This window comes from Streptomyces sp. NBC_01224 (assembly GCF_036002945.1).
Taxonomy (GTDB): Bacteria; Actinomycetota; Actinomycetes; order Streptomycetales; family Streptomycetaceae; genus Streptomyces.
Map to the genome: position 1 here is coordinate 6,442,955 of NZ_CP108529.1, position 14,427 is coordinate 6,457,381.

Annotated in this window: 13 protein-coding genes and 1 pseudogene; 8 read left to right on the top strand and 6 right to left on the bottom strand. The window is 70.5% G+C overall.

What is annotated here, in order from left to right:
* Window positions 1-5 precede the first annotated feature (5 nt).
* Window positions 6-1,202, top strand: a complete 1,197-nt coding sequence (locus OG609_RS28985; protein ID WP_327275521.1) for a lipid-transfer protein — start codon at window positions 6-8, stop codon at window positions 1,200-1,202.
* 90 nt (window positions 1,203-1,292) lie between these two features.
* Window positions 1,293-2,732 carry an MFS transporter gene (locus OG609_RS28990; RefSeq protein WP_327275522.1) on the top strand — a complete coding sequence of 480 codons (1,440 nt, stop codon included), beginning with the start codon at window positions 1,293-1,295 and terminating at the stop codon, window positions 2,730-2,732.
* Here the strand turns inward: OG609_RS28990 and OG609_RS28995 are convergent.
* A pseudogene (locus tag OG609_RS28995) lies at window positions 2,729-2,830 on the bottom strand (IS481 family transposase); the annotation flags it as partial. The gene OG609_RS28990 and the pseudogene OG609_RS28995 overlap by 4 nt on opposite strands.
* Window positions 2,831-2,970: 140 nt before the next feature.
* On the opposite strand from OG609_RS28995, the gene OG609_RS29000 reads away from it, so the two are divergent.
* Both OG609_RS29000 and OG609_RS29005 read left to right on the top strand, forming a co-directional pair.
* Window positions 2,971-3,444: a carboxymuconolactone decarboxylase family protein gene (locus OG609_RS29000; protein WP_327275523.1), complete on the top strand. Its 474-nt coding sequence runs from the start codon at window positions 2,971-2,973 to the stop codon at window positions 3,442-3,444.
* A gap of 157 nt (window positions 3,445-3,601) precedes the next feature.
* Complete coding sequence (locus OG609_RS29005; RefSeq protein WP_327275524.1) at window positions 3,602-4,525, top strand: RNA polymerase sigma-70 factor; 924 nt, start codon at window positions 3,602-3,604, stop codon at window positions 4,523-4,525.
* A gap of 68 nt (window positions 4,526-4,593) precedes the next feature.
* Here OG609_RS29005 and OG609_RS29010 read toward each other — a convergent pair whose 3' ends face one another.
* The 4 genes from OG609_RS29010 to OG609_RS29025 are packed head-to-tail and all read right to left on the bottom strand — an operon-like array spanning window position 4,594 to window position 8,163.
* On the bottom strand, window positions 4,594-5,226 hold the full coding sequence (locus OG609_RS29010; protein ID WP_327278217.1) for a response regulator transcription factor: 633 nt from the start codon (window positions 5,224-5,226) through the stop codon (window positions 4,594-4,596).
* 5 nt (window positions 5,227-5,231) lie between these two features.
* The gene (locus OG609_RS29015) at window positions 5,232-6,461 is read right to left on the bottom strand and encodes a sensor histidine kinase (RefSeq protein ID WP_327275525.1); all 1,230 of its coding nucleotides are present in this window, start codon (window positions 6,459-6,461) and stop codon (window positions 5,232-5,234) included.
* A gap of 29 nt (window positions 6,462-6,490) precedes the next feature.
* On the bottom strand, window positions 6,491-7,213 hold the full coding sequence (locus OG609_RS29020; RefSeq protein WP_327275526.1) for an ABC transporter permease: 723 nt from the start codon (window positions 7,211-7,213) through the stop codon (window positions 6,491-6,493).
* Entirely contained in the window at window positions 7,213-8,163 is a 951-nt protein-coding gene (locus tag OG609_RS29025; protein ID WP_327275527.1) for an ABC transporter ATP-binding protein, read from the bottom strand. The genes OG609_RS29020 and OG609_RS29025 overlap by 1 nt, the downstream gene beginning before the upstream one ends.
* Window positions 8,164-8,439: 276 nt before the next feature.
* On the opposite strand from OG609_RS29025, the gene OG609_RS29030 reads away from it, so the two are divergent.
* The 3 genes from OG609_RS29030 to OG609_RS29040 are packed head-to-tail and all read left to right on the top strand — an operon-like array spanning window position 8,440 to window position 11,425.
* Window positions 8,440-9,312, top strand: coding sequence for a MaoC/PaaZ C-terminal domain-containing protein (locus OG609_RS29030; protein WP_327275528.1), 873 nt, complete (start codon window positions 8,440-8,442; stop codon window positions 9,310-9,312).
* Between the two features lie 43 nt (window positions 9,313-9,355).
* Window positions 9,356-10,432, top strand: coding sequence for a Zn-dependent alcohol dehydrogenase (locus OG609_RS29035; RefSeq protein WP_327275529.1), 1,077 nt, complete (start codon window positions 9,356-9,358; stop codon window positions 10,430-10,432).
* A 51-nt stretch (window positions 10,433-10,483) separates the two neighbouring features.
* Window positions 10,484-11,425, top strand: coding sequence for a 3-oxoacyl-ACP reductase (locus OG609_RS29040; protein ID WP_327275530.1), 942 nt, complete (start codon window positions 10,484-10,486; stop codon window positions 11,423-11,425).
* A gap of 374 nt (window positions 11,426-11,799) precedes the next feature.
* Here OG609_RS29040 and OG609_RS29045 read toward each other — a convergent pair whose 3' ends face one another.
* Window positions 11,800-13,137 carry a hypothetical protein gene (locus OG609_RS29045; protein WP_327275531.1) on the bottom strand — a complete coding sequence of 446 codons (1,338 nt, stop codon included), beginning with the start codon at window positions 13,135-13,137 and terminating at the stop codon, window positions 11,800-11,802.
* Between the two features lie 197 nt (window positions 13,138-13,334).
* Between OG609_RS29045 and OG609_RS29050 the strand changes: the two genes are divergently transcribed.
* Window positions 13,335-14,378, top strand: a complete 1,044-nt coding sequence (locus OG609_RS29050) for an ABC transporter substrate-binding protein (RefSeq protein WP_327275532.1) — start codon at window positions 13,335-13,337, stop codon at window positions 14,376-14,378.
* Window positions 14,379-14,427: the final 49 nt, after the last annotated feature.

Below are 14,427 nucleotides of genomic sequence, written 5' to 3' on the forward strand. Positions count from 1 at the left end.
TGCTCATGAAGGCGTACATCGTCGGTGTCGGAATGACGAAGTTCGAGAAGCCCGAGACACGCGACTGGCAGTACTGGGACATGGCGAAGGAGGCCGGGACGGCGGCGCTCACCGATGCCTCCATCGCGTACGAGCAGGTACAGCAGGTTGTCGTCGGCTACTGCTTCCAGGCATCCACAGCCGGTCAGCGCGCCGTGTACGAACTCGGGTTGACCGGAGTGCCCGTCTACAACGTCAACAACAACTGCGCCACCGGCTCCACCGCGCTGATGATGGCCCGGCAGTTCGTCGAGGGCGGCGGCAGCGACTGCGTCCTCGCGCTCGGCTTCGAGAAGATGGCGCGGGGCGCGCTCGGCGGCAAAGGCGCCGACGGCGGTGCTGGTGACTTCAAGACATCACCCGTCGCCCGGCACTACGGGGTCATGGCTGCCGCCCACGGCTTCGAGATGAGCCCGCCCACCGCCCAGATATTCGGCAACGCGGCCCGCGAGCACATGGAGCGGTACGGGACGACCGAGGCACAACTCGCCGCGGTCGGCGCCAAGAACCACCGGCACTCGGTGAACAACCCGTACGCCCAGTTCCAGGACCCGTACACGGCCGAGGAGATCCTCGCCGCGAAGACCATCCATCGCCCGCTGACCAAACTCCAGTGCTCACCCACCTCCGACGGATCGGCCGCCGCCGTCGTCGTATCGGAACGCTTCGTCGAGAGCCACGGTCTGGGCGACCGGGCGGTCGAGATCGTCGCCCAGGCGATGACCACCGACACCGGCGACTCCTTCGCCTCCGGGACCTGCATCGACGCCGTCGGACAGCCGATGTCGCGGGCCGCCGCCCAGCAGGTGTACGAGGCCTCCGGACTCTCGGCCGCCGACCTCGACGTCATCGAGCTGCACGACTGCTTCTCCATCAACGAACTCCTCACCTACGAGGCGCTCGGGCTGTGCGGCCGGGGCGAGTCCGGGAAGCTCGTCGAGTCCGGGGCCACCACGTACGGCGGCCGGTGGGTGGTCAACCCGTCCGGCGGGCTGATCTCCAAGGGGCACCCGCTCGGCGCCACCGGAATCGCGCAGGCCGCGGAACTCACCTGGCAGCTCAGAGGGGAGGCGCAGGGCAGGCAGGTGAAGGACGCCAGGGTCGGCCTGGCCCACAACATCGGCCTCGGCGGAGCGGCGGTGGTGACGTTGCTGCGGCGCTAGCGGAGCCAGCAGCGCTCATGCTGCTACGTCGCCGGACCGAGCCCGGGTCGGCCCGAATACCGATGTACGGGGCGCAGGGCGGCTGCGAGTATGACGGTCATGGTTGACGTCACGACGCCCGCACCCCTGCAACAACGGCACAGGACCCGCACCTGGGCAGCGGTGCTCGCCGCCTGTGTCGGACAGTTCCTCGTCGTGCTCGATGTATCCGTCGTCAATGTCGCGCTGCCGTCCATGCGTTCCGACCTCGGGATGAACGCCGCCGGACTGCAATGGGTGCTCAACGCCTACTCGATCGCGTTTGCCGGATTCATGCTGCTCGGAGGGCGCGCCGCCGACATATACGGCCGCAAGCGGATGTTCCTCATAGGCCTCGGCCTGTTCACCGCGGCCTCCCTGGCCGGCGGGCTCGCCCAGGAGGGCTGGCAGCTGCTGGCCGCCCGCGCCGCGCAGGGGCTCGGTGCCGCCGTGCTCGCCCCCGCCACCCTCACCCTGCTCACCACCACCGTTCCCGAGGGCCCGGCCAGGACGAAGGCGATCGGCACCTGGATGGCCGTCGGCGCGGGCGGCGGAGCGGCCGGCGGGCTGATCGGCGGGGTGCTCACCGATCTGCTGTCCTGGCGCTGGGTCCTGCTGATCAATGTGCCGGTCGGTGTGCTCGTCCTGGCAAGCGCGGCGGTCTGGCTCGCCGAGGGCCGGGCGGGCGACCGGCGGCGGATCGACTTCCTGGGCGCGGTCCTCGTCACGGCGGGCCTCGCCTTCGTCGCGTACGGCATCGTGCAGACCGAGGAGTCGGGCTGGACCGCGGCGGCGACCTTGGTGCCGCTGCTCGGCGGGGTGGCCCTGCTGATCGCCTTCGTGGTGGTGGAGGCCAGGACCGCGGAGCCGCTGATGCCGCTCAGGGTGCTCGGGGCGCGGGCGGTGACCTCGGCGAACGCGGCGATGTTCGTGATCGGTTCCGCGACATTCTCGATGTGGTACTTCATGACCGTGTACGCCCAGACGGTGCTGGGTTACACCCCGCTGCAGGCCGGACTCGCCCTGATGCCTTCGTCGTTGGCCGTCGTCCTCGGCTCGAAGTGCGCGCCCCGCGTCATGGCCGGGGTCGGCGCGAAGAACCTGGCGCTCATCGGTACGACCGTCGCCGCCGCGGGCTTCGGCTGGCAGTCCACGATGGGTGCCGACGGCTCGTACCTCACCTCGGTCTGTCTGCCCGGCGTCCTGATGATGGCCGGTGCGGGCCTGGCATCCACCCCGCTCGCCTCCCTCGCCATCACGGGGGCGGCCCACGGCGAGGCCGGTCTGGTCTCCGGCCTCGTCAACACCTCCCGCACGATGGGCGGTGCGCTCGGTCTCGCCGTGCTCTCCACCGTCGCCGCCGCACGCACCGCGGGCGGCACCGGGCCCGAGGAGCTCACGGCCGGGTACGCGCTGGCGTTCCGGACGGCCGGCACGGTACTGCTGGGCGGACTGCTGCTGATGGCGCTCTGGCTGCCGCGCCACCGGTTTGACCGGCACCAGGTGCATTGACCTGAAGCGTTGTTCACGCGGCTGACGGGTGACCGGCCGCCGAGTGCGGTGTGGCAGCGGTGGCGGCTGTAGGCGTGCAGGAAGTCTGCCAGGGCTCCTTCCGCCTGGGCGCTGGAGCACTTCGTCGGCTGACGCGCGCCGACGGCGAGGAGACGCAGGTCACATCCGTCCATGTCACAGGGGGCCGGGCCACCTCGTCTCAGGGGTGTAGCCACTGACGACCACGGAGGAGCACACCATGGACGCGCGACTGAACTACTTCGCCGACCCGACCGCCGGCAAGGCCCTCAAGCACCTCATGTCGGCGGGCAAGGTGATCAAGGACTCGCCACTGCCGGCAGCGACGCAGGAGCTGGTGGCGCTGCGCGTGAGCCAGATCAACGGCTGCGCGGTCTGCATCGACATGCACACCAAGGAGGCTGCCGCTGCCGGCGAGACCTCGGTGCGGCTGAACCTGGTGGCGGCGTGGCGGGAGGCCACGGTCTTCACCGAGGCCGAGCGTGCCGCGCTGGAGCTGGCGGAGGAGGGGACCCGGATCGCGGATGCGGCCGGCGGGGTCACTGACGAGGTGTGGGCGTATGCCGCCAAGCACTACGACGAGGAGCAGCTCACCGCACTGGTGGTCCTGGTCTCCTTCATGAACACGGTGAACCGGTTGAACGTCATCACCCAGCAGCCGGCCGGCAACTACGAACCCGGGCAGTTCCACTGAACGGCATCAGCAACTGGCCCGGGGTCCGGCTGCGGGCTCCGGGCCCCCGGGCCCGGGGGCGCTACTCTGGCCGGCCGGTGGTCCGGCCGATCACAAGAAGCTGCCTGCGCCGGCGAGTACGGCCAGGTGGGAAGGGATCAGGGGGAGGGGAGTCGGCGTGAGCAAGGTCGAGGACTTCGAGGAGCTGCGGCCGCTGCTGTTTTCGATTGCCTACCGGATTCTGGGCAGCGTGAGTGACGCCGAGGATGCGGTGCAGGAGACGTGGCTGCGCTTTGACGGCTCGGCGACCCGGCCCACGTCGACCAAGGCTTTCCTGTCGGCCGCGGTGACACGGATCTCGATCGATGTGCTGCGTTCTGCGCGGGTGCGGCGGGAGCGGTATGTCGGGCCGTGGTTTCCCGAGCCGCTGCTGAGCGATCCGTATCAGGATCCGGCGCGGTCGGTGGAGCTGGCCGACTCGGTGTCGATGGCGGCGTTGCTGCTGCTGGAGCGGCTCAGCCCGCTGGAGCGGGCGGTTTTCTTGCTGCGGGAGGTGTTCGCCTTCGGGTTCGACGAGGTCGCCGCGGCGGTGGGGCGTTCGGAGGCGGCATGCCGGCAGCTGCTGGCGCGGGCGCGGCGGCATATGGAGGCCGGGCGGCCGCGCTTCACAGCGGACTGTCAGGAGCGGCAGGAGCTGGCGACGCGGTTCTTCGGCGCGCTGAAGGACGGCGATGTGGGCGGGCTGCAGAATCTGCTGGCCGCTGACGTGCAGCTGGTCGGGGACGGCGGCGGCAAGGCCCCGCAGCTGGCCAAGGCCGTCATGGGTGCGGAGAAGGTGGCCCGGATGCTGGGCACGGTCTTCCCCTGGCTGATCCGGATCGACGTGACGCTCGAGCCGCACGAGGTCAACGGCCAGCCCGGCGCGATCTTCCGCGACCGGGACGGCAAGGTGCTCCACATCCTGGTCCTCGAGGTGCTCGACGGGCAGATTCAGACCATCCGCGCGGTGATCAATCCCGACAAGCTCGGCCACCTCGGGCCGGTCGCCGACGCCTGGGCCATCGACCGCGAGGTGAAGCAGGCCCGCCGGCAGATGAACTGACCTCGACTCTGGTGCGGGCCGGCTCGTTCACCGGCAGATCATGTCCCTGGGGGGCCGCGAAGTCCCGCCTACAGCCAGCCCTGCTGCCGCGCCGCCCGCACCGCCTCCATCCGGTTGCGCGTCCCCGTCTTGCCGATCGCGGACGACAGATAGTTCCGCACCGTCGACTCGGACAGATGCAGCTTCGCCGCGATGTCGGCGACCGTCGCCCCGTCCACCGAGGCGTTCAGCGCGTCCCGCTCCCGCGCGGTCAGCGGGCTCGGTCCGGCGCTGAGTGCGGCGGCGGCCAGCGCCGGGTCGATGACCGTCTCACCGCTCAGCACCCGGCGGATCGCGGCGGCGAGCTCCTCGACCGGGCCGTCCTTGACCAGGAACCCCGCCGCCCCGGCCTCCATCGCCCGGCGCAGATAGCCGGGGCGGCCGAACGTGGTGAGGATCAGTACCCGGCAGTCCGGCACCTCCTCGCGCAGATCGGCGGCGGCGTCCAGACCGCTGCGGCCCGGGAGTTCGATGTCCAGGAGTGCCACATCCGGGCGGGACAGCAGCGCGGCATCCACGATCTCGTCCCCGGCGCCCACCTGCGCCACGACCTCGATGTCCGGTTCCAGACCGAGCAACAGGGCGAGCGCACCCCGCATCATGCCCTGGTCCTCGGCGAGCAGAACGCGTACGGACTTGGTCGGACGGTGATCCTGCGGCATCTCGTTCACCGGCCCAGCCTATGGCTCCGGGCGGGTCCGGCGGCCGCATCCTCGTCCGCCGGATCCGTCCCGTCCACCGGCAGTTCCGCGGTGAGCACGAAGCCGCGCTCCGGCCCCGGGGCCGCCCGGAGCGAGCCGCCCGCCGCGGCGAGGCGCTCGGTGAGGCCGGTCAGTCCGGTGCCGCCGATACCGGGCGTGGCCGGTGTGCCCGGGTCCGGTCCGCAGCCGTCGTCCGTGACCGTGAGCCGGACCCGTTCGGATGTGCCGTCGACGACGAACGAGCAGGTGGTGGCGTTGGAGTGGCGTACGACATTGGTGACGGCCTCCCGTACTACCCAGCCGAGCAGTGCCTCCGTCTGCGGGGCGAGCGGCGGTCCCGAGCGGCGGAGCACCGGTTCGATCCCGGCGGCGGTCAGCGCGGACCGGGCCCGGTCCAGTTCGGTGGCGAGGCTCCCCTCGCGGTAGCCGGTGACGGCCTCACGGATTTCGGTGAGGGCCTGGCGGCCGACGGACTCGATGTCCGCGACCTGGACGAGCGCCGCATCCATGTCGCGCGGTGCGAGCCGGCGCGCGGCCTCCGACTTGACCACGATCACGGAGAGCGTGTGGCCCAGCAGGTCGTGCAGATCGCGGGAGAACCGCAGCCGCTCCTTCTCCACGGCGGTGCGGGCCAGTTCCTGCCGAGTGGCGCGCAGTTCCATCACGGTCTCCGCGAGGGTGAGGATCGCGGCGGTCACCGCACCCGAGATGAAGGTGCCGTATCCGATCGTCCACGGGTCCGAGCTGCCGTTCCCGCGCCACACGGCGATGAGGCTGGCGACCACGGCGAGGGAGAGCAGACCGACGGCCAGCTGCCGGTGGCGCAGGATGGTGCCGCAGGCCAGCGAGAGCAGCGGGAAGAACAGCAGCCAGCTCCCGCCATAGCCGATCGCGAGGCCGAACGTGACAGCGGCCATCGCCGTGAGCAGCCAGTACGACACCGGGCTCTCGCGCTTTTTCTTGTCGAAGCCGCGGAACACCACGGAGATGTAGAGGGAGTTGAAGGTGAACAGCCCGAGACCGCCGAGCCAGGGGTTGGGGGTCTCGCCCTGGAAGAGATTGGAGAAGGCGCCCATGCCCATCAGCAGCCAGGGCAGCAGGGTGTACGGACCGGGCGGGCCGGGGCGCCGGTCGTCGCGGCATCTGCGCCTTTCCCGCCACGTGCCCGTCCGCGTACCCGCTCGGTTCCTGGCCATGTCCACTCCTGTCACACGGTCGTCTCGTGTCACACGGTCCTCGCGGACCGACGGTACGAGATCACGGCGTACGTACCGAACAGCAGGAGCCACGCGCAGAGCACGGCGATCGTTCCGGTGCCGGGCGCGTGCCCGTCGGTGGTGGCCCAGCCAAGGTCGGCGAACCGGTTGGCGGGGGTGAACCTGCCGATGGAGCGCAGCCATTCGGGAAGCAGGTCCAGCGGGAACCACAGTCCGCCGACGATCGCGAAGCCCATCAGGCAGGCCACGTTGACGACCCCGGTGCCCTGCGGGGTGAGCCGGTAGCCGTTGCCGAGGCCGAGCAGGGTGAACGGCAGCGCGCCGATCCACAGCAGCAGTGCCAGTGCGATCCACTGCCAGGCGTCCAGCCGTACCCCGTTGAGCAGCCCGCCGGCCAGCAGCACCGTCAGGATCGTCGGCAGGACGGTCACCGAACCGCTGATCGCCCGGCCCACGACCGCCCGGGAAGGGGCGAGCGGGGTGACCCGCAGCTGTTGAAGCCAGCCCAGCGTCTTGTCGGAGGCGACTCCCGTACCGATCGACATGGCGGATCCCAGCGCACCGTACGCGGCCATGCCGACCATCGAGGCCGTCTTCCAGCCGTCGGCGCCCCCGCCCCCGCCGATGTTGGTGAAGAGCAGATACATCATCACCGGCATCCCGGTCCCGAAGATCAGGAAGAAGCCGTCACGCAGGGTCCTGCGCACTTCGAGCACGATGTAGCGGAACATCACACGGTCCCCTTCTCGGAATCTGTTGCGGATGCTGCGGCGGCCGGTGAGGTGAGGGCGAGGAACGCGTCCTCCAGCGTGGCCCGGGAGACGCGGAGGTCACGGATCGCGCCGAGGCGGGCCAGCTCCATGACGGTGGCGTCCGAATCGTCGGTGTGCAGCAGCGCACGGTCCCCGGACACCTCGACGGTGACGACGCCGGGCAGCAGCTCCAGGCCCTCGGTCGGCCCGCCCGCCAGGTCGAAGGAGACGAGACTGCTGCCGGCCGCGCCCCTGATCGTGTCGCCGGTGCCGTCCGCGACGATCCGGCCCCGGTCGATGACGACGATCCGGTCGGCGTTCTCGTCGGCCTCCTCCAGATAGTGGGTGGAGAAGAGGACGGTGTTGCCGCGCCGGGCGTAGGCCCGCATCGAGTCCCAGAACGTCCGGCGTGCCTCCACGTCCAGGGCGGCGGTCGGCTCGTCCAGGACGATCAGCTCGGGGTTGCCGGCCAGCGCGACGGCGAAGCGGACGCGCTGGGTCTGGCCGCCGGAGAGCTTGTCGATGCGCCGGTTCGCGTACGCGGTGACGCCCGCCAGCGAGAGCGCCTCGGTCACCGGCATCGGCTGCGGGTAGGTCGAGGCGACGAAGGTGATCAGTTCGCGGACGGTCACCCGCTGGATGGGCCGCCCGTCCTGGAGCATGGCGCCGACCAGACCGGCCCGTACCGCCTGCTCGGCGGTCCGGCCCAGCACCCGCACACTGCCGGAGTCCGGCTCGTTCAGACCCAGCAGAAGGCCGATGGTGGTGGACTTGCCCGCCCCGTTGCGGCCGAGCAGGGCGACGGTCTCGCCGCGGCCTATGGACAGATCGATCCCGTCGACAGCCCGTACGCTCCGCCCCGCCCGGCCGAAGGTCTTGATCGCCGCGGTGAGGACCACCGCGGCCGAGCTCCCCGTTGTCTGCTTCATGACCACGACGTTACGGAGGGTGCCCGAGGCTGCGGCAGGGGTGTGCGTACGGACTTCGCGATGACATTTGTCATGGCCGGGGTCCCGGCCGGACACTTGATCTGACGCTACGTCAGCAATGGTCTTCACAACGGCTGGGCGCTGCGTTATACATGGGGTCATCGGCTAGAACGCGTTCTAGAACGGGCGTGGCGGCCGGTCCCGCACGACCTCGGTGCGGCCGACGGTGCGGACGGCCGCGCCGAGGTCTTCCCACCATCAAGGAGCAGCTTCCCCATGCCCATTGATGCCGAAAAAGCTGTCGCCGCCGAACCCCGGTCCACCCGGATCAGCTGGGACCACAAGGACGTCCTGCTCTACCACCTGGGGATCGGCGCGGGCGCCGACCCGGACCGGGCCGACCCGGCCACCGACCCCGGAGAGCTGCGCTACACCCTGGAGTCCCGGCTCCACGTGCTGCCCTCCTTCGCCACCGTCGCGGGTGCGGGCATGGGCGTCGTCGGCGGTCTCTCCTCGCCGGGCATCGACGTCGACCTCGCCGGTGTGCTGCACGGCGGGCAGAGCGTACGGGTGCACCGGCCGATCCCCGTGAAGGGCAGCGCCGTACAGACCTCGAAGGTCGCCGCGGTGTACGACAAGGGCAAGGCGGCCGTACTGGTGCTGCGTACCGAGGCCGCCGACGACGACGGTCCGCTGTGGACCAACGACGCCCAGATCTTCGTCCGGGGCGAGGGCGGTTTCGGCGGTGAACGCGGCCCGTCCGAGCGGATGGTCCATCCCGCCATCGCCCCCAACCACACCGTGGAGCGTCCGATCCGCCCGGACCAGGCGCTGCTGTACCGCCTCTCCGGGGACTGGAACCCGCTCCACGCCGACCCCGAGTTCGCCGGGCTCGCCGGCTTCGACCGGCCGATCCTGCACGGGCTGTGCACCTACGGCATGACACTCAAGGCCGTCACCGACACGGTGCTCGGTGGCGATGTGACCCGTATCCGCTCCTACCGCACCCGGTTCGTCGGGGTCGTCTTCCCCGGCGAGACCCTCCGCATCGAGATGTGGACCGGCGGGAACGAGGTACGGGTCGAGGTGAGAGCCGTGGAGCGGGACAACGCCATGGTCCTCGGTGACACCTTCGTCGAACACTCCTGAACCAACTCCAAGAGGTCCACAGGCCCATGAGGGGAGCCGCTCCATGCGCGCAGCCGTACTGCACGAGATAGGCCAGGACAAGCTGGAAGTCCTCGACGACGTCGAGGCGGTGGGCTTCGGCCCCGGCAAGGTCAAGCTCCGCATCCGGGCCACCGGACTGTGTCACTCCGACGTCTCCGCGATGAGCGGCGTGCTGCCGCAGCCCGCCCCCTTCATCCCGGGCCACGAGGGCGCGGGCGAGGTCGTCGACATCGGCGACGGCGTCACCGGGCTGAACGCGGGGGACCGGGTGCTGGTCTGCTGGCTGCCCGCGTGCGGGGCGTGTCCGTCCTGCAAACGCGGCCAGACCCAGCTCTGCCTGGCCGGCTTCATGAACGCGGGCACGCCCAACTTCAAGCGCCCCGGCGGAGATGTCTTCGGCTTCGCGGGCACCGGCACCTTCACCGAAGAGGTCGTCGTCGGCGCGGGCTGTGCCGTGCCGATCCCCGACGACGTGCCGTTCGAGATTGCCGCGCTGATCGGCTGCGGGGTGACCACCGGGCTCGGTGCGGCCATCAACACCGCACAGGTGGAGGCCGGTTCGTCGGTCGCCGTCATCGGCTGCGGCGGAGTGGGCATCTCCACCATCCAGGGCGCCAGGGTGCAGGGCGCCGCCCAGATCGTGGCCGTGGACCCGGTCGCGTCCCGGCGCGAGGCGGCACTGCGGTTCGGCGCGACCGAGGCGGTGTCCCCGGACGAACTCGCCGACGCCAAGCAGCGGATCACCGCGGGCGAGGGCTTCGACTACGTCTTCGAAGTCGTCGGCAAGTCGGCCACCGCCCGCACGGCGTACGAGAACACCCGGCGCGGCGGCACCCTCTGCATCGTCGGCGCGGGCGCGATGGACGACAACTTCCAGGTCAACATGTTCGAGCTGTTCTTCGACGAGAAGCGGATCCTGCCCTCCATGTACGGCGGAGGCGATGTACTCCGGTCGTACGAACGGGCCATCGCGCTCTGGCGGGCCGGCCGGATCGACCTCGAATCGATGATCACCCACCGGGTGCGGCTCGACGGCGTCAACGACGCCCTCGACCAGATGAGGACCGGCGAGTCGCTGCGCACCTGCATCGAACTCTGACCCTCACCCTGCTCCCGCCCTGCTCCCACCTGAGAGGACTCCGAGATTCCGATGTCACTTCCCCTGGAAGGCATGTCCGCGATCGTCACGGGCGCGGGCCGCGGCCTCGGACGCGCCGAAGCACTGGAACTGGCGCGGCTCGGCGCGTCCGTCGTCGTCAACGACTACGGGCAGCCGGGCCGCGACGGCTCCGGCGAGGCATCCGCGACCCCCGCCGAGGAGGTCGCCGAGGAGATCCGGGCGGCGGGCGGCCGGGCGGTCGCGCACCTCGGCGACGTCTCCGACCACGAGCAGGCCCGCGCCCTGGTGGAGCTGGCCGTCGACACATACGGAAAGCTCGACATCCTGGTCAACAACGCGGGCATCCTGCGCGACCGGATGGTCTTCTCGATGACCGAGGACGAGTGGGACTCCGTCATCAGGGTTCACCTCAAGGGCCACTTCAACACCACACACTTCGCCGCATCCCACTGGCGTGCCCGCTCCAAGGAGTCCGGCGGCCCGGTCTACGGCCGGATCGTCAACACTTCGTCGGAGGCGTTCCTGGCCGGTTCGGCGGGCCAGCCGAACTACGCGGCGGCCAAGGGCGGCATCGTCGGCCTCACCACCTCCACGGCCCTGGCCCTGGCCAAGTACGGCGTCACCGCCAACGCCATCTGCCCGCGGGCCCGCACCCGGATGACCGAGGACGTCTTCGCGGGCTTCCAGGAACCGACGGACGGCCGGCTCGACGCACTCGCCCCCGAGCATGTTTCTCCGCTGGTCGGCTATCTGGCCTCCCCGGCGGCCGCCAAGGTCAACGGGCAACTGCTCGTCGTGCACGGCGGGATGGTCGCGATCGTCGAACGCCCCAGGGTGGCGGCGAAGTTCGACTCGTCGAAGGAGACGTTCTCCTTCGACGAGCTGGACGAGCTGATCTCCCCGTACTACGAGGACCGCCCGACGGGCGAGACCTTCGCCGCGGCGGAGGTGCTCGGTCTCAAACGGGGCTGACCACAACGGAAACGGGTGGGCCCCGGCAGCCGATCGGCTGCCGGGGCCCACCCGTCCCTCGTTGATGTTCCGCGCGGTCAGGCCGCCCTGCTGTCCCCCTCGGAGGGGCGGCGGTGGCGGCCGTGCGGCTGTGCTGACGCGTCGTTCATCGACACACCCCCTCGGTGCTTTCCGGGGCCGCCGGCTTCGGCCCGTTCCGCGTCCGCCCCCGGCGGACGCGTCTGGGTCGTGTCGGTTCGGGCTTCAGACATGTGGGAAGTCACCCCGTTGTGATCGCTTACGTGTGTGTCACCAGGGCCGATCACGCCACCGCAACACGGCACGGTCACCATCGGCGACCGTCGCACACGGCTGCGTAGCCCAGGCCCAGGATCTTAACCAGGCACCATGCGCCCCATGAGAGGCGCCTGCCCCAGTGGAATCGGCTTGCACATCGGAAGAGGCGCAGCGGCAGCGGACGGTTGCATACCGCTTTCCGCGCCCGCCTCCGCCGCCGGTCCCGTGCCGCGTTCCCCGTCCACCGGTGCCTCCAGCAGTGCCACCCCGCACGCCACGTTGTCGTTGGCGTACGGAAGTCTGAGTACGCCGTCCCGGGTCCACACCCCGCGACCGGCCTGCCACCCCTCGGGGGCGGCGAGTTGATGCAGCCGGCGCCCCGCCGGGCGCCACACCCCGAGCCAGCTGCCGGCCGCCCCGTCGATCCGCAGGGCCACCGCGCAGCTCTCCGGCATCAGCATCTGCCCCGGCTGTACGGCGAACGGCGTCACCGCCACATCCGCCGGGCGCAGGCACTCCGGGAAACGCACCGGCAGACAGCTGCCCAGCACCCCCCACCCGAGCCGGTCGTGCCCCGGCGCGTCCGAGCGGATCAGCAGCAGCCCGCTGTCCGCGTCGGCGAGCAGCAGCCGGTCGTTGCTCTCCGGTGCGATCTGCAGCAGCGGTGTCACCTCGCCGCCCCGCTCCAGGTCCACGGCGACCGCCTTGACCGGCCCGCCGCCCGGCATCTCCCGGTCCAGGGCCAGCATCCGCCCCGCCCGGTCCAGCCAGACCCCACCGGAGCAGCGCCCAGGCACCTCCGCGACCAGTTCGGGCCCGAAGGCGCCGCCCGCCACCAGCCAGACGGCGGTGGAGTGCGCATTGACCGACAGGGCGTACGCGCTCGCACCGTCCGGTGACGGCGGCAGCAGGGTCGGATCCGCGCATCCGACGGCGCCGAGCGGCAGTTCACCGGTGCCGGGGCCGGTCGGATAGAGCAGCGAGAACGCATGCCGGTCCGCGACCCGTCGCCGGATCAGCACCCGTCCGTCGGACAGCGGCAGCACCTGGGAGTCCGGCTCCTCCGGCTGATCGAGGGGGAGCGGCACGGCGTACGGCTCGTGCCCGTCGAGCGTCCAGCGCTCCACGAACCACGCCTGAGCGGCCTCGTCGGAGGCCTCCGCGGCGACGTTGCGGAGGGCGAGCCGAGCCGCGTACGAACCGTCCGCGGCGATCGTGAGCGTGGGCGGGGCGAGGGCTGCCCCGGCGGGCAGGCCCGATTCACCCGGCGCACCGGCCTGCTCGGGCATGTCGACCCCGCCGTCCGCTCCGTCCCCGCCGGGCATGCCGAACCCGGCCGGCTCCCCGGGTGCGTCCGGGGCGTCGTCCTCCATGGCCGCACCCCCGGCGGCCTCGGCCGCCCCCGCGGACTCGTTCTCGATGGCACAGGCAGTCATGGACTGGTCACCTCCGGCAACCGAAGCTAGTTTTCGCACTTCCTGCCGGACAACACGAGACTCACCACTTCACACATAAGGGTGGTGCTGCCCGGATTTACCTGAGGGCGAGGGGGCGCCTGTGCTCGGCGCGAGACGGGTGAGTAAGGTAAGGCAGCCCTAAGTGATACCTGTGTGACTTTGAACTGGAGCAAGTGATGTCCCTTCGTCGCCGCGGTACTGCCGCAGTCGGCCTGGCAGTGGCTGCCGCCCTTTCCCTCTCGGCCTGCGGGAGCGACGACGGAGGCTCGGGCGGCTCGGCCAAGTCCGAGGGCGGCGGTGACAAGAAGGCGGCCGTCGCGACGGGCGGCAAGGACTTCGCCGACGCCGCGAAGAAGACGGCGGAGTACGGCACCGACGCCAAGGCCGGCCAGTTCCCCCGGACCCTCACCCACGCCATGGGCAAGACGGAGATCAAGTCCGCCCCCAAGCGCGTCGTCGTGCTGGACGTCGGAGAGTTCGACAATGTCGTCTCGCTGGGTGTGAAGCCGGTCGGCTACGCCCCCTCCGAGGGCGACGCGGCCATCCCCTCGTACCTGAAGAAGGAAGCGGGCAACCCGAAGAACGTAGGCACGATCAACAACCTCAACCTTGAGGCGATCGCCGGCCTGAAGCCCGACCTGATCCTCGGCAGCCAGCTGCGCGCCGCCGACAAGTACGACGCGCTCTCCAAGATCGCGCCGACCGTGTTCTCCATCCGCCCGGGCTTCACCTGGAAGGAGAACTACCTCCTCAACGCCGCGGCACTGGACAAGACGGCTAAGGCCAGGAGCGAGCTCGGTGCCTACGAGGCGAAGGCGAAGAAGCTCGGCGAGGACATCGGCCCGAACAAGCCGACCATCTCCATGGTCCGCTACCTGCCGGACCGGATCCGCCTCTACGCCAAGGCGTCCTTCATCGGTACCATCCTCGACGACGCCGGTCTGCCGCGGCCCAAGAACCAGCAGATCAACGACCTTGCCGCGGAGATCAGCCCGGAGAAGATCGACGAGGCCGACGCCGACTGGATCTTCACCGGCGTCTACGGCGACGTGAAGGCCACCAAGCGCGACACCGCCCAGTCCAACCCGCTGTGGAAGAACCTCAAGGCGGTCAAGGACGGCCGGGCCAAGGACGTCTCCGACGAGACCTGGTACCTCGGCCTCGGTGTCACGGCCGCGAACCTGGTCCTCGACGACCTCCGCGCCGACCTCGTGAAGTAACGATTCCCTGGGTCCTGTCGTCGGACTGCCGCCTGCCGCGCGGCGTCCG

Excerpts from the sequence above, each read along its gene's own strand:
- OG609_RS29010 (WP_327278217.1), bottom strand. The coding sequence starts at position 5,226 with ATGCCGCAGGATCACCGTCCGACCAAGTCCGTACGCGTTCTGCTCGCC.
- OG609_RS28985 (WP_327275521.1), top strand. The coding sequence starts at position 6 with ATGAAGGCGTACATCGTCGGTGTCGGAATGACGAAGTTCGAGAAGCCC.
- OG609_RS29025 (WP_327275527.1), bottom strand. The coding sequence starts at position 8,163 with ATGAAGCAGACAACGGGGAGCTCGGCCGCGGTGGTCCTCACCGCGGCG.
- OG609_RS29000 (WP_327275523.1), top strand. The coding sequence starts at position 2,971 with ATGGACGCGCGACTGAACTACTTCGCCGACCCGACCGCCGGCAAGGCC.
- OG609_RS29035 (WP_327275529.1), top strand. The coding sequence starts at position 9,356 with ATGCGCGCAGCCGTACTGCACGAGATAGGCCAGGACAAGCTGGAAGTC.
- OG609_RS29020 (WP_327275526.1), bottom strand. The coding sequence starts at position 7,213 with ATGTTCCGCTACATCGTGCTCGAAGTGCGCAGGACCCTGCGTGACGGC.
- OG609_RS29045 (WP_327275531.1), bottom strand. The coding sequence starts at position 13,137 with ATGACTGCCTGTGCCATCGAGAACGAGTCCGCGGGGGCGGCCGAGGCC.
- OG609_RS29030 (WP_327275528.1), top strand. The coding sequence starts at position 8,440 with ATGCCCATTGATGCCGAAAAAGCTGTCGCCGCCGAACCCCGGTCCACC.
- OG609_RS29040 (WP_327275530.1), top strand. The coding sequence starts at position 10,484 with ATGTCACTTCCCCTGGAAGGCATGTCCGCGATCGTCACGGGCGCGGGC.
- OG609_RS28990 (WP_327275522.1), top strand. The coding sequence starts at position 1,293 with ATGACGGTCATGGTTGACGTCACGACGCCCGCACCCCTGCAACAACGG.
- OG609_RS29015 (WP_327275525.1), bottom strand. The coding sequence starts at position 6,461 with ATGGCCAGGAACCGAGCGGGTACGCGGACGGGCACGTGGCGGGAAAGG.
- OG609_RS29050 (WP_327275532.1), top strand. The coding sequence starts at position 13,335 with ATGTCCCTTCGTCGCCGCGGTACTGCCGCAGTCGGCCTGGCAGTGGCT.